The sequence below is a fragment of the Paenibacillus sp. MDMC362 genome (genome assembly GCF_003269305.1).
Classification (GTDB): Bacteria; Bacillota; Bacilli; order Paenibacillales; family Paenibacillaceae; genus Paenibacillus_AQ.
Genome location: NZ_QLYT01000050.1, coordinates 12,733 through 36,227 on the forward strand (window position 1 = coordinate 12,733; position 23,495 = coordinate 36,227).

The window sequence follows — 23,495 nt, forward strand, 5'->3', positions numbered from 1 at the left end:
AAATAGACCAGAAGGAAAGTGGGAATGGGGATGTCCTCTTTTATCATATATCCGGCAATCGATATTCGTGGCGGCAAATGCGTCAGACTCGTGCAAGGCGATTATAATCAAGAAACGGTATACAATGATAATCCGCTGGAGGTAGCCAAATCGTGGGAAGAGCAGGGCGGCACCTTTATTCATCTCGTGGATTTGGACGGAGCGAAGGCAGGCCATCCGGTAAATGACGATATCATCGGGAAGATCGCAGCCAGCGTCCAGGTTCCGGTTCAGGTAGGAGGAGGCCTGCGCACGCTGGCGGATGTGGAGCGGCTGCTGTCGCTTGGCGTCAGCCGGGTGATCATCGGTACGGCGGCGATTGAAGACCGTGTCTTTACGGAAGAGGTGCTGGGCAAGTACGGGGATAAGGTGGCCATCGGGATCGATGCGCGAAGCGGATACGTGGCAACTAGAGGCTGGCTGGAAACGTCCGAGGTTCAAGCCGAGGTGTTGGCTAAGGAGCTGGCAGCCAAAGGAGCCGAAACCTTCATCTTTACCGATATTTCCCGTGACGGGATGATGCAGGGGCCTAACGTGGAGGGGATTGTCTCGCTTGCCAAAGCCAGCGGCCGCTCGGTCATCGCTTCCGGCGGCGTGACGAAGCTGGATGATTTGCTGGCACTCAGCGCGCATAGCGGTGACGGTGTAGGCGGAGCAATCGTAGGCAAGGCACTGTATACAGGCAATATTGGTCTGAACGAGGCCATTACTCGAATCAAGTGAGGCTGGACCTAGGTTCCGTTCAAAAGCGATTGATCGATAGAGTTCATAGGGGAAGAGGGGAAAGGCATGCTGGCAAAACGGATCATACCTTGCCTGGACGTCAAGGACGGACGGGTGGTGAAGGGCGTAAATTTTGTGAATCTCCGCGATGCGGGCGATCCCGTGGAACTGGCTGCGCTCTATGACCGGGAAGGCGCAGACGAGCTAGTCTTTCTGGATATTTCGGCATCGGTCGAAGGCCGAGCGACCATGGAGGAAGTCGTGCGGAGAACGGCAGGGGAAATTGCCATTCCTTTTACCGTGGGTGGAGGCATTTCGTCCGTCGAGGATATGAAGCGGATTCTGCGGGCTGGCGCGGATAAGATTGGGATCAATACGGCAGCGGTCAAGCAGCCGGAGCTTATCTCGGCCGGAGCGCGCAAATTCGGCTCCCAATGCATCGTTGTGGCTATCGATGCCAAGTACAACGAAGCGTGGGGAGAATGGGAAGTGTACACGCACGGCGGACGTACGCCTTCCGGCATCAAAGCGCTGGATTGGGTAAAGCAGGCGGAAAGCCTGGGTGCGGGCGAAATTTTGTTGACCAGCATGGATGCGGATGGAACGAAGGATGGGTTCGATCTGTCGCTAACCTCTGCCGTATCTTCGACGGTGCAGATCCCGGTTATCGCGTCCGGCGGCGCCGGCAAAGAGGATCACTTCTATGACGTATTCACCAAGGGCAAGGCGGATGCGGGTCTTGCCGCAACGATTTTTCATTATAAAGAGATCTCGATTCCTCATCTGAAGTTGCAGCTTAGTCAAAAAGGAGTGGATATACGGTGAGCGAAGATATGTTGAAGGATTTATCCCTGGAGCAGGTCAGCGAGCATATCCGTTGGGATGCCTCGGGCCTGGTGCCGGCGATTGTACAGGATGCACAGAGCAAGCAAGTGCTGATGATGGCTTATATGAATCGGGAGTCTCTTCGCTTGACGCTGGAAAGCGGCGAATCTTGGTTCTGGAGCCGTTCGCGCGAGGAGCTGTGGCATAAGGGGGCAACTTCCGGGAACGTCCAAACCGTGGTTTCCATGACGTACGATTGCGATGGAGACACCCTCTTGCTGCAGGTGAATCCGAAAGGACCGGCTTGTCATACCGGACAAACGACCTGCTTCTTCAATGAGATTACGGTTCAGGGGCAGAAGAGCGAGCCTGTGAACAACCGTGCAGCTGCAGAGAGCGGGCGGTTTGCGGTTCTTGCCGAGCTGGAAGAGGTTATTGCCCAGCGTGAAGTGGAGCGGCCTGAAGGGGCTTATACGACTTACCTTTTTGATAAAGGGGTAGACAAAATCCTTAAGAAGGTGGGCGAAGAAGTTTCGGAAACGATCATCGCCGCCAAAAATAAAGACAACGCCGAGCTTAAGCTTGAAATCAGCGATCTGATCTACCACCTGCTGGTACTTCTCCAGGAGCGGAAGCTCCCGCTGGATGAGATCATGGATGAGCTAAGCCGCCGCCATGAACGGCCGCGCCGCGATTAGGGAGGCTTACCGATGCATATTGATTACCATACCCACCATGCCCGGTGCGGACATGCCGAGGGGCAGCTGGAGGAGTATGTACGGCGCGCCATTGAACTCGGGATGGATCAATTGGGTTTGTCGGATCATATGCCCTTGATTCACGTCAACCCGGAAACGTATTATCCGGAAATGGCCATGTCGATGGAGGAACTGCCGCGTTATGTGGAAGAGTGCCTGCAGCTGAAGGAACGCTACCAAGGGCAGATTGACATCCGGATCGGACTCGAAGGCGATTATATCGAGGGTTATGAAGAACAGATCGAGCGGATTGTGAATGACTATCCATGGGATTATGTCATTGGCTCCGTACATTTTCTTGGTGAATGGGATATTACGGATTATCGTCAGACCCGAGGCTGGGAGGGCAAGGATCCGCTTGAGGTTTATAGACGATATTATGATGCGGTCCAGAAAGCCGCCGCGACCGGCTTCTACGATATCATGGGCCATCTGGACGTGATCAAGCGGTTCGGTTATGGGCCTGGCCCCGAGCAGAAACCGGAAGTGATTGCTCTGGAGCAAGCCGCGCTTGCAGCCGTGGCCCGGAGCGGAAAGGCGATGGAGCTGAACGCCTCCGGCTTATCGAAGGCCTGTGAGGAAATGTTTCCAAGCCGTCGCATGTTGGAAGAAGCGATGAAGCTTGGCATTCCGTTGACTTTAGGGTCGGATGCCCACCAGCCGATGAAGCTGGGCGAGCATCTGGATCAGGCCCGGGCACTGCTATCGGAGCTTGGCGTTCGGGAGATTGCAACCTTCCGTAACCGGAAGCGGGAGATGGTGCTTTTGAATGTTGAGGGAAACCATGTATAATAAAGAAAAGCATTAATTGCAAACAGGTTTATTGCAGACGGCTGTTTTCTACTCCTAGAGACCCTTCTTCGAAGAGGTTGACGGAGGCGGGAACGGCCTGATTTGACGATAGCGCTTTCAACGAGATCGCTGCATCAGCCGACATTATCCATCCACTCTCGTCAGGAGGTCCTCATGTATCGTTCATTACGATTGTTCGCCGGCACTTCAAATCCGACGCTTGCCGCAAATATCAGTCAGCAGTTGGGAGTTGAACTGGGAAAAATCAAGATTTCCCGCTTTCAGAGTGGCGAAGTTTATGTGCACTTTGAAGAGAGCATCCGCAATTGCGATGTTTTCCTGCTGCAGTCCTTTTCTCACCCTATCAATGAAATGTTCGTGGAGCTATTGGTGATGATTGATGCCGCGAAGCGCGCTTCTGCCAGAACGATCAATATCATTGTGCCTTATTACGGTTATGCCAGACAGGAACGAAAGTCAGCGCCGCGTGAACCGATATCGGCCAAAATGGTAGCCGACGTGCTGACCACAGCCGGTGCCAACCGCGTGATAACCATCGATCTGCATGCGCCAGCCATTCAGGGCTTCTTCAATATACCGGTAGATCATCTGACTGCACTGGATTTGATTACGGAGTATCTGAAGTCTAAGAATATCGAGAATCCGGTTATCGTTTCTCCCGATGCCGGACGGGCGAAGACGGCCGAGAAGCTTTCGAGCCGCCTGGGGTCGCCGTTTGCCATGATGGTCAAGCAGCGTCCTGCCCATAACGAAGCGGTAATTACCCATGTCATTGGGGACGTGGCGGGTCGCACGCCGATTATTATCGAAGATTTGATTGATACGGGAACCACCATCGTGCAAGTGGTGGAAAGCTTAAAGGAACGGGGAGCCAATGATGCCATTGTGTGCGCGACCCATGGCCTTTTCTCAGGTGAAGCACTTGACCGCCTTGACCATGCACATATCGAGGAAATCGTGGTCACAGACTCTATTGTGCTCCCGGATCATCACTGTAAGATGCGGCTTAAGGTGCTGTCCGTAGCGCCAATGTTAGCCCAGGCAACCCATATTATTATCGAGGGCGGATCGATCGCCACTTTATTCAAAGACGCCGGTGTGTAAACTGGTGTCTTTTTTCTGCAAATGACGTTGAAACTTGTGTTATACTGTTGTGGATAGAGGAGCAAGTTAAAGGAGGTGCCTTGCTTTTCGTGAATGGTCATCCATATGGGTCCAGTGACCCCCACAATGTTATATCTATCGAGATGAATGCCAATTTCTTCTTCGATCGCGCGGTTCGTTCGCTTGATCGTTTCCAATATGACAAGGCTCTGAAATATTTTCGCAAAGCTGTTGAATATGAACCGGATAATCCGGTGAATCATTGCAATATGGCGGGTATATTATCAGAAACGGGAGATTATAAAGCTTCCAACGATGTGCTGGCTCACATTCTGGAGCAGGTTGACCCGTTGATGACGGAGTGCTACTTCTATATGGCGAACAATTACGCCAATATGGAACAATTCGAGAAAGCGGAAGAAGCGCTTGTTACTTATCTGGAGGAAGACCCGAGCGGTCAGTTTTTGGATGAGGCTGAGGAGATGATGGAGCTGCTTCACTACGAGCTGAATCGTCCAGCCAAGCTGAACCGGATCAAGAGTCGTGAAGGCGTGGTCGAGCATGAGCATGCGCGGGCGCTGCTGGAGGAAGGGAAATTCGCACAAGCGGTCAAGCTGTTGGAAGAAATCGTCAAGGATAATCCGGATTTTCTGGCTGCGCGCAACAATCTGGCTCTAGCCTATTATTATATGGGACGCTTTGATACCGCGAAGCGCACCATTGGCGAGGTGTTGGATCAGGAACCGGGCAATCTGCACGGTCTATGCAATCTGGCTATCTTCTTTCAGCATGAAGGAAATCAGGAGCAGCGCGACCGATTAATGGACATGCTAACGGTGACGGTTCCTTTCCATCAGGAGCATGTGTTTAAGCTGGCGACAACGATGGGAATACTGGGGCAGCACGAAATTGCCTACGGTCATTTTCGCCGGTTGTTGAAGGATGAGGAGTTTAGCGGAGATCCTAGCCTGTATCATTACACGGCCGTGGCGGCATGCAATAGCGGTTATTATGACAGGGCCGAGAAATATTGGCGGCAAGCATTGAAGCTGGATGGAGATTCGGTGATTCCGGATTTCTATCTGGCACAGCTGCAGAAGCGTAAAGAGACCGGTACGGATCAGATGAAGGTGAGTTATCACTATCATCTTCCGTTCGAAGAGCAGTTCAAACGCTGGGAGCATGACGGCGACAAATTGACGGAGGAAGCGAAGCAAAATCCGCTGATTCGATCTTCGTTCTTCTGGGCGCTTCGACATGGGGATCCGCATACCAAGCTGCAGGTGATCCGGACGCTGGAATTGATTGCCGATGAAGAGGTGCAGCACGCGCTGCAATCGTTCCTGCAGGAACCGGGAGAGGATGCGGGGCTGAAGGATGCCGCCCGCCTGGTGCTCCAGCAGATGGAGGCTGCAAGCAATCGGCTGAAGGAACGCCGCGACGATCGCGAGATATCCAGCGGCAAGACCCGCGAAGTACTGCCGGATTGGCTGCCTTCCTGGAAGGCGGTGCTGGAGAGGGCAGAGCAGACCATGGACATGCGGGTAGACGCTTTTTGGAAAAAAGAGATGGAGAATCTCTGGTCCGAGTTCCTGAGCCGGCTGTACCCTGATATTCCGAACATTCGGAATGTGGAGGGCTGGGCAGCGGCATTGGAATATTTGACGGCCAAGAAGCGTGGAAGAACCCTGACCTATGAACAGGTAGCTGTCCGTTACGGCATTTCGCCATCAACGGTGAGCCGTTATGCACGTCAAATGGATAGCGTATGTGAAACGAAAGCACAGCCGGATGATAATTTCCGGCCATTTACGGAAAACATTTAAGTAAGAACCCATATTCGGATACTTAGGAGACTTGGTACATGAAGATTCCATAAGTCTAGAAGGATGGAGCACGTAACAGAAATCGACACCTTAAAGGAGGCCGTATCTATGTACAAATCAATCGTAATCGGAACAGGACCTGCCGGATTGACGGCAGCCATCTACTTGGCACGCGCGAACTTGAAGCCGCTCGTTATCGAGGGAATGCAGCCGGGCGGTCAGCTTACGACAACGACGGAGGTTGAGAACTTCCCCGGATTTCCGCAAGGAATCATGGGTCCCGAGCTGATGGATAATATGCGTCAACAAGCGGAGCGCTTCGGTGCCGAGTTCAAGAGCGCCTGGGTCGAGTCTGTTGATTTCTCCGAACGTCCGTTCAAGGTGAATGTCGAGGGCATGGGCGAGCTTCTGGCTGAGTCCGTGATTATCTCGACGGGAGCTTCCGCGAAGTATCTCGGAATTCCGGGAGAGCAGGAGAACGTTGGTCGCGGCGTAAGCACATGCGCCACATGCGACGGGTTCTTCTTCCGCGGGAAAAAAATCATTGTCATCGGCGGCGGCGACTCCGCGATGGAAGAAGCCAGCTTCCTGACGCGTTTTGCTTCCAGCGTAACCGTTGTTAATCGCCGTACCGAGCTGCGTGCATCCAAGATCATGCAGGATCGCGCACGTGAGAACGAGAAGATCCAGTGGGCTCTGGACCGTACGCCGATTGAGGTGGTTACCAGCGAAACCGGTGTAAAAGGGTTGAAGGTCCGCAACAACGAGACCGGAGAAGAAGAACTGATTGAAGCGGAGGGCGTATTCGTGGCCATCGGTCACACGCCAAATACGGGCTTCCTTGGCAATCAGATTACAACCGATCCGACAGGCTATATCTTGGTTAAGCCGGGAACGACGGAGACGAACATCCCGGGCGTATTCGCTTGCGGCGATGTCCAGGACACACGTTATCGCCAAGCCATTACGGCTGCCGGCACAGGCTGTATGGCCGCAATGGACTGCGAGAAATATCTCGAAGGCCATATGGTGCATGACTGGAGCGAAACGCTGAATAAATAATTCCTGACTTTTTGGGGGATGATGTGTGAAATAGAAAAAGCCTCTGAGCTATACAGCAGACGGTTTTGGCGAGACTAAGATCTCGTACATAACCTGTCTTGTGTAGCCCGGGGCTTTTTTTGCTGAGGTTACAGGCTTAATGCCTTGTTGGCATTCTTTACGTCATTCTCCAGGAGCTGCTTCAAATTGTAAGAAGGATACAGACCGCGCGCATACATGAAATAGAAGATCTTCCCGTGCAGTTCAATGGCTTTGTTCAATTGCTTCTGCAGGGTTTCTCTTACGCTTGGCGTTGCGGCTTCGGTAATGGCGATGGCGTAACTGCGGACGGAGGTTTTGGCGAAGCCCAGCAAATGGCCTGCGTAATATGCCGTCAAATCGGCTCCGGAAAGACTGCGGGTTCCTGTCGGCGCTTCAGCATAGTAAGGTAAGAGCTCTCTCAAGTTTTGTTCTACTCCTTGGATCGCCTCAGTGTACAGTCCATGGAGCTGAGGGTCTTTGATATCATGCAATGACATCTTGAACCCCATCAGGTTATTTGCCTGAAAGGCGGTTAATTCATGAATCTCCAGCGTTTCATGCCAAGCGAGATGCCTCGGATTTTGACTCATGCTCAAGTAGATTCTCCTCCATAATCAATATGCGATAGCCTATTCACGGGATGGAGGAATGGTGCAACTGCCCAGCCACAAAACTTACAAATCTTGCGATAACCGCACCATATCGCGCAGCCGCATGCCATTTTCGTAGATTTCTTCATCATAATGACGGACAAAAAAGTCCCGGTCGATGCCTGTCATCCGAAACCCGCATTTCTGATACAGCGCCAGCTGCGCCACGCCCGTACTCCCTGTTCCGACTTCAATGGTTGCATATCCAAGCTCTCGGGCCTGCCCGATGGCATGATTCACAAGCTGTTTGCCATATCCCTGGCCGTGCAGATTCTCGCTTACAGCAACGTTAACGAGCTCGATCGTATCAGGCCTTGTAGGCAGCAAAACGTAGACCCCGATGGGATGCGTGTCCTCTTCAGCAACATAAACATAACAATGACCGCGCTTTACATAGTCCTCTACGAGCCTTATCGATGGATCTGCAAGCAGCAGCAGGTCCATTGGGGGTTTTTCAAGAGTATTCAGCTTTCTAATGTTCACGAGTTTCTCCCTCATTATCATCTATAGTGATTGTAAAAACAGGTTTATTGTAACATGCCTGGCCATCGATTTCCTGGATTTGGATGATTTCTCAACTGACGGTTGAATTTTTCCGGGATTCAATAATCAGGTTATTGTATGCCTTACGCAGGGCACCTACAATGTGGTTATATAGGAGCGTGATACATATGAGAGACATGTTAGCCAAAAACATTCATCGATACCGCAAAGAACGGGGGCTCACCCAAGAGGGATTGGCCCACAAGCTGGGCGTTACGTTCCAGGCGGTGTCCAAATGGGAAACGGGACAGACTATGCCCGATATAGCGCTGCTTCCGGAGCTGTCACAGCTGCTTGATGTCAGCATCGATAAATTGTTTGGTTATTCCGTGACGGGCAAGCCAATCAGCATATATGAAGAGGAGTACAAAACACCGGAGTACTATTGGGGCACGGAGCCGAATGCGGCCTGTTATCAGGTACTTGAAATGATCCCTCCCACAAGAAGGGTGAAGCTGCTGGATATCGGGTGCGGGGAAGGGAAGGATGCCGTGTTTTTTGCGCGTAACGGCTATGATGTCACAGCATTCGACATTTCGGATGCGGGGATTGAGAAAACGAAGAAATTGGCCGATCATATTGGGGTTCACGTGAACGTATTTAAGGCGGATATTTCGGATTACCGTTTGGATTCGGAGTTTGACGTGCTGTATTCCAGCGGCGTTCTGCATTATATCAGACCCGAGTATCGTGAAGAGATCTTTGCTAATTATAAAAAATTCACGTCGGCAGAGGGGCTTCATTGCCTTAATGTGTTCGTACAAAAGCCGTTCATTGCGCCTCCTCCCGAGGATGAGCCGTACGCTTACGACTGGAAATCCGGGGAGCTTATGACGCATTACCACGATTGGTTGATTCACAGCTGCCCGGAGGTAATTTTTGATTGTAACTCATCGGGCATCCCGCACCGGCATGCGATGAGTAAGTTGATTGCGCAGAAGGCGTAACGGAAGGGAAGTTAGGCGGTCTGCCTGCTTTTACACATAAATATGAGGATTGTTAACATAGCGGCCCCTTTCCGGACATACATAAGGGTGTAGGAATCATATCGGCATGGGAGGTCTTTCATGAACAACCAAAACCATTTCGGTTATCCAGCCCCGACGGGTTATGCACCGGGTTACTATGCCTATCCCCCGCCTCAACCTATATCGCCGAATTACGCGCCGCGTATTCCAGCAATTCCGCAGCCAGCCCACTACGCAGCGCTGGTTGAACCGGTATTTATTGAACATCTGCTCCGGCATAAAGGAGCCAAGGTGGTCATTATGACCACCGCGGGGAAAGTCGATGGGATCTTATCCGGCGTTGCGGTGGACCATCTTCAATTGACGGTCGGGGATCATAAAGCGCTGCACATTCGTCTGGCTGAGGTGGTGTACTTCGAAGGAGTTCCGTTCTGATCAAAGGGGAGCAAAAATAGTTTAAACGAAAAATTACCGGCTGGAAGGGAAGGATTAGGCCGGCAAATCGCCAATTCATACAGTACAGATCCGAAGGCGTTCCGATAGGGGCGTCTTTATTCTATTGAACTGGGGCCGAACCGATTGGGGTCGGTGTGGAGGAACGATGAAAAAAGTACGAATTCCATTCGACATCAAGTCGCTGCCTGCCAGCTTGCAGCCATATATCCAGAATGCTGCCGTCTATGACAGCAGCTCATCGGAACAGGCCAAAACCCTGTACATCGAGGGAGCGAACCAACCGATGTTTTTGAAGATAACGAAACGGGGTGAACTTAAGAGAGAAGGGATGATGTCGGATTATCTGCACGGAAAAGGCCTGGCTCCCAAGGTGCTGGCTTATGAGCAGCATGGCGAGAACGATTACCTGCTGACCGTCGCTCTGCAGGGTGAAGATGGGGTGTCCAGGGGACACCTTGATGATCCGAAGAGGCTGGCTGCCGTGTTTGGGGAAAGTTTGCGTTATCTCCATTCTGTATCAGCTGCGGATTGTCCCTTTCCGAATCGAACGGCTGAACTTCTCCAGGAATATCAGGAAAGTTTCATGAACAAAACGGAAGATAACGAAGGGTTTCCGGGCGGAAGAGAACAGGTTCTATTAAGCCTTGAGAAGCTGCAGGGGACAGCGGGCTATGATGTGCTGCTCCACGGCGATTATTGTCTGCCGAATCTGATAATGAGGGATTTCCAGCTTGAAGGTTTTATCGATCTGGGTTATGGCGGGATCGGGGACCTTCACTACGACCTCTATTGGGGGATATGGACGCTGCGATATAACCTGGGGAACGATGACTATAGGGATATTTTTCTGGACCATTACGGCCGGAACGATTTCGATCCGGAGAGATTGGCGTTATGGACTGTACTGACGGATCGTATCTAGGAGGAAAGGGAGATGCACATGAATTCATATCATATTCGAGTCGCTGGCCGGGAGGATGTATCCTTTCTACGGGAAATGCTGTATGAGTCCCTGTATGTGCCCGAGGGAGAGGAGCCTTTTAGCAGGGATATCCTCGAGGAACCGTTTATGAAAAAATATGTGGAGAACTGGGGGAGAGAGGGCGATTTAGGCTATATTGCCGTGAATGCCGCAGGAAAGCCGACAGGCTCGATTACGATCCGTTATTTTGATGAAGGGAACAAAGGATTCGGTTACGTGAGCGATGACATTCCGGAACTGGGCATGGCACTGCTGCCGGAGTCCCGCGGGCAAGGGCTCGGAACGGCCCTGATGAAGGAATTGTTCAGAGGAATGAAGGAGCAGGGAATTCAGAAGGTATCGTTAAGCGTCGCTCCGGAGAATACGGCCGCTATGAAATTATATGAGCGTTTCGGATTTCAGGAGGTGGGCATGAGCGGAACCTCTATCACGATGCTTGCGGATGTAATCTGAAGAATAAGAATTGGGGATCTAAGAAGGGAAGGGGGATCGCGATGCTGGTGTACGAGGCTGGACCGATTACGGTTCGCGAGCTGGAGGAGAAGGATGAAATATCCTTAGCTTCTTGGCTGTCCAATCCGGATGTGCTGCAGTATTATGAGGGACGGGACAATCCTCACGACGTGGAGCGGGTGCGGGAGCATTTTTACGTGGATGATGATGAGACTCGCTGCATCATTGAATATGAGGGGATATCGATCGGGTATATTCAGTTTTATCTTCTGGATGAAGAGGCGCTAGGCGAGTATGGGTATAACGGGAGTGATGCAGACTGCAGAACCTTCGCCACGGATCAATTCATCGGGGAGCCGGATTATTGGAATCGGGGCATCGGTACGAAGCTCATGACTTCCATGGTGGAGTATCTCGTGTTTCAAAGGCAGGCTGATCGGATCGTGATGGATCCGCAGGCTTGGAATGAACGGGCGATTGCTTGTTACGAAAAGTGCGGCTTCCGGAAGGTCAGACTGCTGGAGAAGCATGAACAGCATGAAGGTGAACTGCGGGACTGCTGGATTATGGAGTATCGGGCAGAGCGAAAGTAAGTCGATTGGGCATTGAAGGGATGGGCCGGAGCGGCTAAGATTATACGTGCTGCGTTTTCAGTTTAGGTAGGAAGCAAAAGAGTACGGTCCTAGAGGAAACCGTACTCTTTTGCATTTTCTTTAAATACTCATATCATCATGGTTTAAGATGGGACGCTCTGAAAACTTAGGGATCCATCCTCTTTGAGCTGCAGCTGCAGCTGCGGCTGGTGCTTGGCGAATCCTCCCCGTTTCATGGAATCGTAATCGTTAGCGGTATTCCCTTGGAATACGGCGTGCTACGCCGGTTCGGATGGCTGCCTGGATGACAAGGTCCCGGATGCCGCTGACGACTTGCTGATTGAATACGCTCGGGATGATGTAATGTCGGCTCCGTTCCTTGTCCGTGACCGCCGATGCAATCGCTTCGGCTGCGGCGAGTTTCATCTCCTCGTTGATGGCAGAGGCTCGGCAATCCAGGGCGCCGCGAAAAATACCCGGAAAACATAACACGTTGTTAATCTGGTTCGGATAATCCGAGCGGCCTGTTGCAATGACACCCGCGATATCCTCCGCCTCCTCCGGCAGAATCTCCGGGATCGGATTGGCCATCGCGAAGACGATCGGTCGCTCTGCCATCGTCTGAACATCCTTTCTCTTCAGGATTCCGCCAGCAGACAAGCCGATGAATACGTCGGCGCCCCGGATGACGTCTTGAAGCGAGCCTGAACGCCGTTCGGGGTTGGTGTTGCTGGCGTACCATTGCCACATAGGATGGTCATATGTCTGATCGGAGGTCAGGGCGCCGAGGCGATCGACGCCGATGATGTTCTTCACGCCCGCCGACATAAGTATTTTGCTGCAGGCAACGCCGGCTGCGCCAATGCCGCAGACGACAACCTTCAGATTCTCTACGGATTTACCGACGACCTTCAGCGCATTGATCAAGGCTGCATACAGGACGACGGCGGTTCCGTGCTGGTCGTCATGGAACACCGGGATGTCCAATTCCTCGCGTAGACGCTGCTCAATCTCAAAGCATCGCGGCGAGGAGATATCCTCCAGATTGATACCGCCAAACGCGGGAGCGATCGCTTTGATCGCCGTAATGATGCCCTCGGTATCCTGCGTATCCAGACAGATCGGGAAGGAGTCCACATCCGCCAGCTGCTTGAAGAGCATCGACTTGCCTTCCATCACCGGCATGGCCGCATAGGGGCCAATATTGCCAAGTCCCAGGACGGCGCTGCCGTCGGAGATGACGGCTACGGTGTTACGCTTAACGGTAAGCGTAAAGGCTTTACGCGGTTCTTCGTGGATCGCCATGCATACGCGAGCTACATCCGGCGTATACACGCGGGAGAGGTCGTCACGGTTCTGGATCGGCGCTTTCAGCTTGGTTTCAATCTTTCCTCCAAGATGGAGCAGGAAGGTGCGGTCAGATAGATGCAGCAGCTGAACACCGGAGATGCTGCGAATGCGCTCGGCAATAATGTCGATGTCAATGGTGTCGATCACCGTGATGGTGACGTCGCGAATCGTCGTATGCTTACTTGTCTGAATGACGTCAATGGCCACGATATCGCCTCCCGCCTCGAAGATGGCGGCCGTTACTTGCCCGAAGCTTGCTTCTTCCGTATGCATCTCGATTCTTGCGATGATACTTTTGCCGCCTAGTTTGCTGGTATTCATGACTGCCTCCTTAGCTTATCGATATACGTATGATGGGTTAGCCTTCTTCGTTCACGACAACTTCCTTGCCTCTTCGCTTGAGTAGAATCGGAACGATAATCCAGAGCAAGGCGATGATGAGGAATGCCAGCGACATCGGCTTCTGCAGGAAGATCATAAAGTCGCCGTTGGATGTGGTCAGCGCCCGGCGCATATTGTTCTCGATCATGGGACCCAGCACGAGTCCGAGCACCAGCGGCGCGAGCGGAAAGTCATTGCGGGCCAGCAGGAAGCCGGCAATGCCGCAGATGAGCAGCAGGATCAGGTCAAAGATCTGTGCTTGAACGGCGTAAACGCCGAAGATGGAGATGGCAATGATGATTGGTATGAGGTATTTGGCCGGGGTCTGGATGACTTTAGCGAATACCTTGACCAGCGGCATGTTCAGTACAAGCAGAAGCAGGTTACCGATGAGCATGCTGGCGATCAGTCCCCATGCAACTTGAGGGTGCTCCTCGAACAGAAGCGGGCCTGGTTGGATGTTGTACATGATGAGCGCCCCCATCAGGATGGCAGTTGTTCCGGAACCCGGAATACCGAGTGTCAGCAGAGGGATCATAGCGCCTCCGGATGCCGCATTGTTGGCCGACTCGGGTGCAGCAACGCCAGCGATGTTGCCTTTGCCGAAGGATTCGGGATGCTTGCTAACCTTTTTCTCAACGATATAACTGAAGAAGGAAGCAAGCGTTGCGCCGGCGCCCGGCAGGATGCCGATAAAGAAGCCGAGGATCGAGCCGCGGGCAATCGGTGCCGCGCTATCCTTCAAGTCTTGGCGTGTCGGCAGGATGCGGCCGATCTTGGAAGTTGGACCCGCTGCGTAGTCCCTCTCCAGGATGGATTTAAACACTTCGCCAAGGGCAAACAAACCGACGGCAATCGTTAGAAATTCTAGTCCGGAGTACAGGATGGGGATATCGAAGGTGAATCGGGCGACGCCGGATACGGTATCCATCCCGATGGTAGCGAGCAGCAGACCGAATACGGTCATGATGAGCGCCTTGGTGATCGATTTGCCTGCAAGCCCGCTTACCGCACAGAGTCCCAGCAGCATGAGCGAGAAATAATCAGCTGGGCCGAATTTAATCGCTACATTGGATAAAGGCTCCGCCAGCGCGATCAATGCCACAAGCGCGAAGAGCCCGGCTGCGAACGAGCCGATCGCAGCGATGGACAATGCGGGGCCTGCCCTTCCTTGCTTCGCCATCTGGTAGCCGTCCAGCGTCGTAACGACAGAAGAGGACTCTCCGGGCGTGTTCAGCAGAATCGAAGTTGTAGATCCGCCATACATGGCTCCATAATAAACGCCTGCCAGCAGAATGATTGAGCTGGTTGCTGCCGCTTCCGCCGGCAAGCCGCTAGTCATGGAGGCGGTGACGGGGATCAGAAGCGCGACACCGCTCATCGGACCGATGCCGGGAAGCACCCCGACCGAAGTACCGATCAGCACGCCTAAAAAAGCGAAGAGCAGGTTATGCCACTGTAAGGCGGTCATAAAACCGTCCGCCAGATAATCCAGAACATTCATTGTAGATTCCTCCCATGCTCATGATAGCCAAGACGGGAAGCCCGGCATGGAGCCTTCCAGCAAGACGACAAAGATGACGTACACGCCGCCGGAGAACAGCGCGGAGATTAGAATGGATTTCAGCCACTTGCCTCGTTCCAGCGTCTGAAACGCAAACAGGAGGAACAGGAAGGTACCGATGATATATCCGATGAATTCCAGGATATAGGCATAGAGAAAGGCTGCCGCAAAAATCATGAAGAACCGTTTGTAGTCCAGTTTCTCTGTACGGTTCTCCGTCGGCTTGGCTTTCAGGGCCTCATAAAACAAACGAATGCTCAGCAGCACAAGCGCCAGCCCGAGGCCGAACGGGAAAATGTTAGGGCCAACGGTGCTTCCGTACGCGGATGAGCTGATCTTGGCACTCTGCCACATAAAGCCGATGCCAAGGAGCAGAAATACGATGCTGGCGTAGCGGTCAAACGTTCTGTTCAAGGTGGACACCTCCTCAAGGATGAAACGGGAGAGGGGAGCGCACCGCTCCCTTCAGCTCCAAGGCTTATTTCTGCATGCCCAGCGCTGTGAGCAGCTCCTGTACGTCTTGCTCCTGTTCTTCAAGGAATGCCTTGAAGTCAGCAGCGTTTCGGTATTCGCTTGCCCAGTCGTTGGCAACCAGCTCTTTCTGCCATGCTTCGTTCTCGGAGAGGTCCTTCAGCGTTTTATCCCAGTAGGCTAGCTGTTCTTCCGTCAGTCCCTTCGGGCCGAATACGCCGCGCCAGATCGTAAATTCGGCATCCAGACCGAGCTCCTTCAGGGTCGGTACATCCGCGAAGTCTCCGCCCAGGCGTTCACTTGAAGTAACGGCCAGGATTTTGATCTTGCCGGCTTTCAAGTAACTGCCGAGCGAAGAGATGTCCGTGCCAATCGCGTCGGCATTGTTGCCGAGGAGGGCCGCGATGGCTTCGCCGCCGCCATCATAGGATAAGTACTTCACGGTTCTCGGATCCACGCCGGATTTGAATGCGGGCAGAACGCTGATCAAGTGGTCCATCGAGCCCGGAGCGGAGCCGCCAGCTAGCGTGACCGAAGTCGGATCGGCTTTGATCGCGTCGATCAGCGATTGCAGATCGGTGAATTTAGAGTTTGCCGGTACGGCAATCGCTCCAAAGTCTTTGGTCATTTGGGCGAGCGGTGTCACGTCTTTGTAGCCAAATGGACTGTTCCCTTCTTTTTTCAGATTGTTAATGAGAATGGGCGGAGAACTCACGAACAGCTTGTAGGGATCTTCGTTGTCTTTTGCTACGTATTCCGCGAGAAATACGGTCCCGCCGCCGCCGGGCTTATTCTCAACCGTCATGGTCTGTTCGATGAGCTTCGTTTCCGTTAATACTTTGGTGAGGGAACGGGCCGTTTTGTCCCATCCACCGCCGGCGCCTGAAGGCGCGGTCACGATAAATGGTTTTTTCGGATATTCGCCGGTGCTGCTCCCGGAAGTGCTGCAGGCTGTCAGGCTCATTGCCAGGACAAGTGCAGAAGCTATGATTGTGAAGCCGGTTCGTTTTAGCATGAATAAGTTCCTCCTTTATGGACAACCAATGCTCGTAATTACTGTAAGCGCTTACTTTATGGGATTCCTCTATACTATCATCGAGAATCTGGCTTGAATAGAATTGTGCCATAAGTTGAAAAAGCTTCATTTCGCTAATTTTGTTCATAAAATTCACGGCCGATTTTCCTCAGAGACTATTGTTATAGATGTGATCTAGAATACAATAGGGAAATCAGAGCCGCGTTTATGGCGACAATCCTTTTGGAGGAATATGAATGCGTTTACAGACGAGATTGATTCTGCTTATAGGCACCCTTTTGTTTTCTGTTATTGTCGCCTTGACCTTCAGTTTTGAGCGGCTGCTCGTCACAACGCTGGAGAAGAGCGTTGGCGCTTCGGCATTAAAGCTGGCGAAGGCCGTGGCGGAGATGGACGTCATTCAGGACGCGTTCGAGGAAGAGAACCCGTCTGCCATTATTCAGCCTGTGGTGGAGGAAATTCGGCTGGAGACGGACGCGGAGTATATCGTCATCGGTAACCGAGAAGGGATCCGTTATGCGCATCCGCTCGCCGATCGGATCGGCAAAGAGATGGTCGGTGGCGACAACGGCCCGGTACTGCAGGGCATGAGCATCATATCGAAGGCGATTGGCTCCATGGGACCCTCGCTTCGGGGGAAGACGCCGATCTACAATGACAAGAATGAAATCATCGGTATCGTATCGGTCGGCATTTTGATGAAGGATATCGAAATATCGGCACAATCGTATCGCAATCGTGTCCTGTTCTTTGCAGGAATTGCGTTAATCCTGGGATGTGGCGGCGCTATCTGGATATCGTCCAGCGTCAAGCGATCCATTCACGGGCTGGAGCCCAAGGAAATTGGCTTATTATATCAAGAGAAACGGGCGATTCTGGAAACGATTCATGAAGGCATTATCGCTGTCAATCGGGAGGGCATCGTAACGTTGGCCAACCATACAGCCATGATGCTGATCGATCCGGAGGAGCGCAGGGCGATCGCCGGGCAGTATATTCAGGACGTTATCCCGGGCACCAGGCTGCTGGAGGTGATGCAGACCGGGGTAGCAGAGAAAGATCAAGAGATGTTCATTAACGATCATGCGGTTGTGGTAAACCGGCTGCCTATCTATGATCATGAGCATCGGATAGTAGGGGCGGTCTCCAGCTTTCGAAACAAGTCCGAGCTGCTGCACTTGACCGAAGAGCTTACGCAGGTGAAGAGATATACGGAAGCGCTGCGCGCGCAGACGCACGAATATTCCAACAAGCTGTATACGATATACGGCCTGATTCAGCTGGAATCGTACCAGGAGGCGATGGATCTGATTACGCATGAGACCGATGTGCACCAGAACCTGATTCAATTCCTGCTGCAGGAGATTCCCGATCCCATCATCGGCGGCATTCTTATTGGAAAGTTTAATCGCGGAAGCGAGTTGAAGGTGAAGGTTGAGATCGACCGGAGCAGTTCCTTTAAAGACATTCCCGGTCATATTAGCCGAAACCAGCTCGTTACTATTATCGGTAATTTGATCGACAACGCCATGGAGGCGGCAATGGGATCCAAATCGGAGAATAGATGGGTAAGGATAGAGTTACACGATCAGGCCAATGAATTAATGATCGAAGTATCCGACAGCGGGACCGGTATTGCCGAGGCTGGGACGGATCGACTGTTTGAGTTGGGTTACTCCACCAAGGGGGAGCGCAATCGAGGTTTTGGCCTATCGATCGTCAGTGGGACCATACAGCAGCTGCAGGGTACCATTGCTTTTCGCAACGTACCTGAAGGCGGGGCCGTGTTCACGGTCAAGATACCAAAAACAAGGGGAGATGTTCATGATTCGGGTAGCAATCATTGAGGATGATGTGCGTATTGCCAGCATTAATCAACGGTTCGTTGAGAAGGTAGAGGGCTTCGAGGTCGTCGGCATTGCAACGGATCGGGCCCAGGCGCATGAGCAGCTGGATATTCTGGCACCTGATCTGGTGCTGCTGGATTTGTATTTTCCCGATATGTCGGGATTGGATCTGCTGCAGCATATACAACGGGGATATCCGAATACCGATGTTATTATTATAACGGCAGCCAAGGAATTCGATACGGTGCGGGAGGCGATTCGCGGCGGAGTGTACGATTTTATGATCAAGCCGGTGGTCTTCGATCGTTTCCAGGAGAAGCTGAGAGCTTATCAAAAATATTACGAGCAGATGAAGCAGCTCGGCGGCGCGAACAAGCAGATCGATCAACAGGGCATCGACCAGCTGTTATGGCGTGCCGGTGAACGGATGGACAGGGAAGCGTATTTTCCAAAAGGCATCGATAAACTGACGAGCGAGAAAATCCTGTCCTACATCGAGGCGTCCGGGGACGTGTGGACCGCGGAGGAATTGGGCAAGCGTGGAGGCTTCAGCCGAACGACAGCAAGAAGATATCTGGAGTACTTCGTGGAGAAGGGCGTCCTCGTGGCGGATATTTCCTACGGCACGGTGGGCAGGCCGGAACGAGTATACCGGAAAGCGGAGGATTAAATAACAGGGATGATGGTTTTCGGCAACTCTCCTAAGCTTGCAGGGTTATCGCTTAAGCTATTACCTGTATTCTCAGAGAAAGGATGGACGCTATCTATGATTAGAACCGTTGTTTTTGATCTGGACGGAACTCTGCTTGACCGCGATACATCACTGGTTCGCTTCGTACAAGACCAATATGATCGTTTATTGCTCCATGATGCGTCAGTGGATAGAGAGGTGTATGTGAGACGGTTTGTTGAGCTGGATCGCAGAGGATATGTGTGGAAGGACCAAGTGTATCGTCAGTTAACCGAGGAGTTTGCTCTGCCTCTGCCATGGGATACCCTCCTGACCGATTACATATCCGAGTTCCATCAACATTGCGTCGGTTTCCCCAATCTGCATGCAGCGTTGGACAGCTTGAAAGGGAAGGGAATAAAACTCGGACTGATCTCCAATGGTTACGGCGAATTTCAATATAACAATATCAAGGGACTCGGCATCGAGCCTTATTTTGATATTATCGCGATTTCGGAATGGGAGGGCTTACGCAAGCCCGATCCAAGGATTTTTACCAACACATTAAGCCGTCTTAAATCAAAGGCCGAAGAATCGATCTATGTCGGAGACCATCCGGACAACGACGTAACCGCAAGCCGGCGTATCGGCATGAAGGGCATCTGGAAGCGGGATCCCTACTATGATCCGGACTTCGCCAAGGATGGGGAGATTACCGATTTGCTTGAGATTATGAATTATTTGCAAAAATGAAGAACCATTCCCTATGCCTCCTCGTTATTATGATATGAGCCTAAGCGGGATAACTGGTTGTGCTGGGTGAGGAGGGGTGTCCACGTGAATCGAAATAAAACCATGACCTTAACAGGCAAGGGTGAGAAGTGGAAAGCAACTTATGCCATTACCCATCAGGATAAAATCAATGCGAAGTTTACCGTGTTTCAGGATTCGCTTGGTGGAAAGCTGAAGCTGCAATACTTAGGAAAGGAACCTCTCGACCATGGCAAAGTAGACTATCGGCTGGAGGATATGGCGGGCCACTTTATGGAGGGCGAAATCGTCGTGGGGATCGACTATGCTGCCGTGAAGGAAACCAAAGGGAAGCTTGATTTGGAGCATCTGCTTGATATGATGAACCCTAACAAGGATCTAACCCTAAAGATAGAGTGGAGCGGGCATCGTGAGCAGTTCACGCTGGGACTTCCCAGGAAGATCAGCTTTGGAAAAGCTGCGCGTAACCAGAAGAAATAACGGGACTTGATGGAAGCTGTACTGGGGCTGGCTCCCGTCAACCAATGCGTGAAGGTAGGAACGATGACCATGCTATTCCGATGACATTCACTCAAATGCGTCTTGCATATGGTGCTCCTGCCCACACTGCTGGTGTGGGTTATTCGGTTTTGGGGTAAACCGTAACCCCCGGGGTAACAGCAGGGCCGATAATGACGCGGGTATGCGTTTTTTAAACGCATTTTAAACGAAGGAATCCCCATCATTTAAACTTGATCCTGTAACTTATAAGTAGAACATCACAGAGGGAGTGAACGAAGAGCATGCTGGAAGCCTATCTGTTTCCTATATCTTATGCATTTTTAACCTTTCCCATAGCGGCTTTGCTGTGCGCAGTTCCCTTTCTGATTGTGCAGTATCGCAAATATGGTTATTTTAATAAATTCCGGGGGTTTCTGCTGTATCTATTTCTGCTCTACATGATGAACGCGGTGTATCTGGTGCTCCTTCCTTTGCCTGCCTCGCGGCACAATGCCCCGATGAATGTAGCCTCGGTCATGCAGTGGATTCCGCTGAATTTTATACAGGATATATTGAAGGAGACCAAGGTGGTATGGGCCGTGCCCTCGACTTACCTGCATTTATTTAAGGAAAGAGCCTTCTTGCAGGTTGTGTTTAACGTATTTCTCGTGGTCCCGTTCGGTATGTTCCTGCGTTATTACGCTCGGGCATCCTGGGTTACATGCTTGGTGGCCTCATTCGGACTATCGCTGTTCTTCGAGGTGACCCAGGTGACCGGCATTTACGGCATCTATGATCACCCTTACCGGTTGTTTGATGTGGATGATCTGCTGTTGAATACCATGGGTGGGATGATTGGATTCGTGCTCGCGGATTGGATGAAAAATCACCTGCCACGCCTGGATCGATTGGACGAGACGGTGGATCTGTCGCAGAAACGGGTCAGTTATACGCGCCGGGCGATCGCTTTTGGCATTGATGCAGGGATCGTGCTGCCGATCATCGGCGTGTTGACCGTACTGAACGTGAGGGGTGCGTATTTTATTGTCGTCATTTTATATCATATCGTGCTGCCTTATATGATGCAGGGACAGACGCTGGGCAAGTGGATTGTCCGGGTCCAGATTCGTGGTGCAGTGGAACATCTGAAGTTGAAGGAAGTTATTATCCGTAACGGTTTGTTATATGTGGTATGGGGTGGACTTCATGCCTTGCTTATTACCGTTAATGTCTTGGGTTCACAGGTCCTGGCTGCCATGTATGCACTAGGGGTATTGCTTCTGGACGGCGTTGTGTGTATCCATGCGCTGCTATGTCTCATCCATCGTGACCGGAAGCTGCTGCATGAAGCCAAGAGCGGAACGAGGCTGGGTATTGTAGAGAATAAACCATTAACCAAGATTGATTAATTAAGGTTACCACAGGGTCTCCTATTTGTTATAATGTGGAAAACGGGTTCGCCGAGGAGGAGATATAACTGAAAGGTAAAATCCTCTCCATTTCCGCAATCATCGTGGGGTTGCTGTTTATTTCCAATCAGCATCTGGGCTATTCGTTCGGGGATGATCTGTTCCGCTGGGCAGGGATCTCGCCATGGACTAAGGAAGGCAATTATGGCTTTCATCTGCCTGTAATTACCGGTCTGATTTTGTTGATGGTCGGTATCCTGCGGGTGGTCCGCATGTATCGCCCCCGTTATCCGAAGATCATGAGCCGGGTGATGATCGGCTGTGTTGCATGGATCGTTATTTTTCCATTCATATCAGAGTTTGTGATGTATGTGGTGAATTATAATTCGAGCGGAATATCCACCGTGTCCTATTCCAGGAAAGACAGCAAGTGTGATTATCGCTCAGAGGATGATGCTATTCGGGCACACTGCCAGATTTATATTTACAGTTATGGCACCGAGCAGCAGGTTATGGTACGCCCGCTAAGCGTTAATATTGGCGGGAAGATGGTTGATTTCGAGCCTAAGGCGGTAACGGTTCGGCCACGAGGGGTGGTGCAGATCGAAGAAACCTTTGAGGGTTCGACAGGGCAAATCGATGCTTCATACGGTGTATCAGGCGGAATAAACGAGCCGGGCATCGAGCTGATCGTCGATGGGAGCAGCAATCAGGTCAAATAGCAACACATTACGAATGAAGGTACATGACTCTGATATCCGAGGGACCATGTTGAATTTCCATCGTACAGAATGGTATATGAAAATACCGCTGATGCCATCCTAGGAATTACTACGGAATCCGCCATCGCGGTTGAGACGCAGGAAGGCTATGTCATGGCTCGTTATGAGGGTGAGTATGGCGGGTCCCGTGTTCCGTGGGAGATCATGAAGGATTGGATAGCGGCGGGGTTCATCCCGCTGATCGTTGTGTGCGTAGCGGCCGTTGTTCGAAGAAAGCGGACGAGTGGCTCATATAGGCGCTAGATGGCTACGGGAGCTAGGCACTTATTCATGATGTGTTATAGTGTTATAACATAGCCGGTATTCTTTGAGCATGCTCATAGGACACCGGCTTATTACATTCATGTATTTGCACGAGTTGCAGGCCGACTCATGGAGGATTTATATTTGCTACAATAGAATACAGAACTAGAAACCGATACGATAAGGAGACAGCTCATGAAACCGATACGAAACTCGGCCAAGGCCGTCATTATGCGGAATCATCAAATTCTGCTAACGAAAAACGTAGACCATTTGGGGGATTTCTATCTGTTCCCTGGCGGCGGACAAGAAAAAGGGGAAACCTTGGTGCAGGCGGTGATCAGAGAGTGTCAGGAGGAAATCGGGCGTAAGGTGGAAGTTCGCGACCTGCTGCACGTCCGTGAATACATAGGGGCCAACCACGAGTTTGCGGAATGGGATTCCGATGTGCACCAAGTGGAGTTTTATTTTGAGTGCAGATTGGCGGATGCAGGGGATACCTTTCTTGGCCATAACCCGGATGAATACCAGGTGGGCGTGGAATGGATCGATCTGTCCGCATTGGATGATATTCGGGTATACCCTCGCTCCCTGGTTAAGCCACTTCAGGATAAGGCTGCGCGCCCCGTCGTTTGCTATGTTGGCGATACGAATTGATTTTATCTTATAGAAAAT

Annotated in this window: 26 protein-coding genes; 20 read left to right on the top strand and 6 right to left on the bottom strand. The window is 51.8% G+C overall.

Features of this window, described 5'->3' with window-relative positions; translation table 11 throughout:
* Positions 1 to 30 precede the first annotated feature (30 nt).
* The 7 genes from hisA (at position 31) to trxB (ending at position 7,150) form a co-directional block, all read left to right on the top strand.
* The gene (gene hisA / locus DP091_RS23230; RefSeq protein WP_181469902.1) at positions 31 to 762 is read left to right on the top strand and encodes a 1-(5-phosphoribosyl)-5-[(5-phosphoribosylamino)methylideneamino]imidazole-4-carboxamide isomerase; all 732 of its coding nucleotides are present in this window, start codon (positions 31 to 33) and stop codon (positions 760 to 762) included.
* A 66-nt stretch (positions 763 to 828) separates the two neighbouring features.
* Entirely contained in the window at positions 829 to 1,587 is a 759-nt protein-coding gene (gene hisF, locus DP091_RS23235; RefSeq protein WP_071219450.1) for an imidazole glycerol phosphate synthase subunit HisF, read from the top strand.
* On the top strand, positions 1,584 to 2,285 hold the full coding sequence (hisIE, locus tag DP091_RS23240; protein ID WP_113060483.1) for a bifunctional phosphoribosyl-AMP cyclohydrolase/phosphoribosyl-ATP diphosphatase HisIE: 702 nt from the start codon (positions 1,584 to 1,586) through the stop codon (positions 2,283 to 2,285). Before hisF ends, hisIE begins: the two co-directional genes overlap by 4 nt.
* Positions 2,286 to 2,297: 12 nt before the next feature.
* Positions 2,298 to 3,137, top strand: coding sequence for a histidinol-phosphatase HisJ (gene hisJ, locus DP091_RS23245; protein WP_113060484.1), 840 nt, complete (start codon positions 2,298 to 2,300; stop codon positions 3,135 to 3,137).
* Between the two features lie 174 nt (positions 3,138 to 3,311).
* Positions 3,312 to 4,262, top strand: a complete 951-nt coding sequence (locus tag DP091_RS23250; protein ID WP_071219453.1) for a ribose-phosphate diphosphokinase — start codon at positions 3,312 to 3,314, stop codon at positions 4,260 to 4,262.
* A gap of 89 nt (positions 4,263 to 4,351) precedes the next feature.
* Complete coding sequence (locus DP091_RS23255) at positions 4,352 to 6,088, top strand: tetratricopeptide repeat protein (protein ID WP_373456946.1); 1,737 nt, start codon at positions 4,352 to 4,354, stop codon at positions 6,086 to 6,088.
* 108 nt (positions 6,089 to 6,196) lie between these two features.
* A complete protein-coding gene (gene trxB / locus DP091_RS23260) occupies positions 6,197 to 7,150 on the top strand; it encodes a thioredoxin-disulfide reductase (RefSeq protein WP_090910383.1) in 954 nt (317 codons plus the stop codon).
* Positions 7,151 to 7,278: 128 nt separating this feature from the next.
* On the opposite strand, the gene DP091_RS23265 is transcribed toward trxB, so the two are convergent.
* Both DP091_RS23265 and DP091_RS23270 read right to left on the bottom strand, forming a co-directional pair.
* Positions 7,279 to 7,761, bottom strand: a complete 483-nt coding sequence (locus tag DP091_RS23265; RefSeq protein ID WP_113060486.1) for a spore coat protein — start codon at positions 7,759 to 7,761, stop codon at positions 7,279 to 7,281.
* A gap of 84 nt (positions 7,762 to 7,845) precedes the next feature.
* Positions 7,846 to 8,304 (bottom strand): GNAT family N-acetyltransferase, encoded by a 459-nt coding sequence (locus tag DP091_RS23270; RefSeq protein ID WP_113060487.1) that lies wholly within the window; start codon positions 8,302 to 8,304, stop codon positions 7,846 to 7,848.
* Positions 8,305 to 8,492: 188 nt separating this feature from the next.
* On the opposite strand from DP091_RS23270, the gene DP091_RS23275 reads away from it, so the two are divergent.
* The 5 genes from DP091_RS23275 to DP091_RS23295 all read left to right on the top strand — a co-directional run bounded on the left by DP091_RS23275 (position 8,493) and on the right by DP091_RS23295 (position 11,816).
* Positions 8,493 to 9,311 (top strand): helix-turn-helix domain-containing protein, encoded by an 819-nt coding sequence (locus DP091_RS23275; protein WP_113060488.1) that lies wholly within the window; start codon positions 8,493 to 8,495, stop codon positions 9,309 to 9,311.
* Positions 9,312 to 9,431: 120 nt separating this feature from the next.
* Positions 9,432 to 9,767 (top strand): DUF2642 domain-containing protein, encoded by a 336-nt coding sequence (locus DP091_RS23280; RefSeq protein ID WP_113060489.1) that lies wholly within the window; start codon positions 9,432 to 9,434, stop codon positions 9,765 to 9,767.
* 166 nt (positions 9,768 to 9,933) lie between these two features.
* Positions 9,934 to 10,710 carry an aminoglycoside 3'-phosphotransferase gene (locus DP091_RS23285; RefSeq protein ID WP_113060490.1) on the top strand — a complete coding sequence of 259 codons (777 nt, stop codon included), beginning with the start codon at positions 9,934 to 9,936 and terminating at the stop codon, positions 10,708 to 10,710.
* Between the two features lie 12 nt (positions 10,711 to 10,722).
* Positions 10,723 to 11,223 carry a GNAT family N-acetyltransferase gene (locus DP091_RS23290; protein ID WP_258394664.1) on the top strand — a complete coding sequence of 167 codons (501 nt, stop codon included), beginning with the start codon at positions 10,723 to 10,725 and terminating at the stop codon, positions 11,221 to 11,223.
* Positions 11,224 to 11,264: 41 nt separating this feature from the next.
* Positions 11,265 to 11,816 carry a GNAT family N-acetyltransferase gene (locus DP091_RS23295; protein ID WP_113060491.1) on the top strand — a complete coding sequence of 184 codons (552 nt, stop codon included), beginning with the start codon at positions 11,265 to 11,267 and terminating at the stop codon, positions 11,814 to 11,816.
* A 249-nt stretch (positions 11,817 to 12,065) separates the two neighbouring features.
* On the opposite strand, the gene DP091_RS23300 is transcribed toward DP091_RS23295, so the two are convergent.
* From DP091_RS23300 to DP091_RS23315, 4 genes are all read right to left on the bottom strand, one after another.
* Positions 12,066 to 13,487, bottom strand: coding sequence for an NAD-dependent malic enzyme (locus tag DP091_RS23300; RefSeq protein ID WP_113060492.1), 1,422 nt, complete (start codon positions 13,485 to 13,487; stop codon positions 12,066 to 12,068).
* A gap of 37 nt (positions 13,488 to 13,524) precedes the next feature.
* Entirely contained in the window at positions 13,525 to 15,051 is a 1,527-nt protein-coding gene (locus tag DP091_RS23305) for a tripartite tricarboxylate transporter permease (RefSeq protein WP_113060493.1), read from the bottom strand.
* An 18-nt stretch (positions 15,052 to 15,069) separates the two neighbouring features.
* A complete protein-coding gene (locus tag DP091_RS23310) occupies positions 15,070 to 15,525 on the bottom strand; it encodes a tripartite tricarboxylate transporter TctB family protein (RefSeq protein WP_113060494.1) in 456 nt (151 codons plus the stop codon).
* A 64-nt stretch (positions 15,526 to 15,589) separates the two neighbouring features.
* The gene (locus tag DP091_RS23315; protein WP_113060495.1) at positions 15,590 to 16,597 is read right to left on the bottom strand and encodes a Bug family tripartite tricarboxylate transporter substrate binding protein; all 1,008 of its coding nucleotides are present in this window, start codon (positions 16,595 to 16,597) and stop codon (positions 15,590 to 15,592) included.
* A 257-nt stretch (positions 16,598 to 16,854) separates the two neighbouring features.
* Here DP091_RS23315 and DP091_RS23320 point away from each other — a divergent pair, with 257 nt between their 5' ends.
* The 8 genes from DP091_RS23320 (at position 16,855) to DP091_RS23355 (ending at position 23,477) form a co-directional block, all read left to right on the top strand.
* Positions 16,855 to 18,465 (top strand): ATP-binding protein, encoded by a 1,611-nt coding sequence (locus DP091_RS23320; RefSeq protein ID WP_113060496.1) that lies wholly within the window; start codon positions 16,855 to 16,857, stop codon positions 18,463 to 18,465.
* Positions 18,443 to 19,135 carry a response regulator gene (locus DP091_RS23325; RefSeq protein ID WP_113060497.1) on the top strand — a complete coding sequence of 231 codons (693 nt, stop codon included), beginning with the start codon at positions 18,443 to 18,445 and terminating at the stop codon, positions 19,133 to 19,135. The genes DP091_RS23320 and DP091_RS23325 overlap by 23 nt, the downstream gene beginning before the upstream one ends.
* Positions 19,136 to 19,231: 96 nt before the next feature.
* Positions 19,232 to 19,888, top strand: coding sequence for an HAD family hydrolase (locus DP091_RS23330; RefSeq protein ID WP_113060555.1), 657 nt, complete (start codon positions 19,232 to 19,234; stop codon positions 19,886 to 19,888).
* 84 nt (positions 19,889 to 19,972) lie between these two features.
* The gene (locus DP091_RS23335) at positions 19,973 to 20,386 is read left to right on the top strand and encodes a hypothetical protein (protein ID WP_113060498.1); all 414 of its coding nucleotides are present in this window, start codon (positions 19,973 to 19,975) and stop codon (positions 20,384 to 20,386) included.
* Between the two features lie 302 nt (positions 20,387 to 20,688).
* Complete coding sequence (locus DP091_RS23340; protein WP_113060499.1) at positions 20,689 to 21,795, top strand: VanZ family protein; 1,107 nt, start codon at positions 20,689 to 20,691, stop codon at positions 21,793 to 21,795.
* Between the two features lie 104 nt (positions 21,796 to 21,899).
* A complete protein-coding gene (locus tag DP091_RS23345) occupies positions 21,900 to 22,517 on the top strand; it encodes a cytochrome c oxidase subunit 3 family protein (protein ID WP_258394665.1) in 618 nt (205 codons plus the stop codon).
* 153 nt (positions 22,518 to 22,670) lie between these two features.
* The gene (locus tag DP091_RS31465; protein WP_181469903.1) at positions 22,671 to 22,820 is read left to right on the top strand and encodes a hypothetical protein; all 150 of its coding nucleotides are present in this window, start codon (positions 22,671 to 22,673) and stop codon (positions 22,818 to 22,820) included.
* Between the two features lie 195 nt (positions 22,821 to 23,015).
* Positions 23,016 to 23,477, top strand: a complete 462-nt coding sequence (locus DP091_RS23355; protein WP_113060502.1) for an NUDIX domain-containing protein — start codon at positions 23,016 to 23,018, stop codon at positions 23,475 to 23,477.
* Positions 23,478 to 23,495 lie beyond the last annotated feature (18 nt).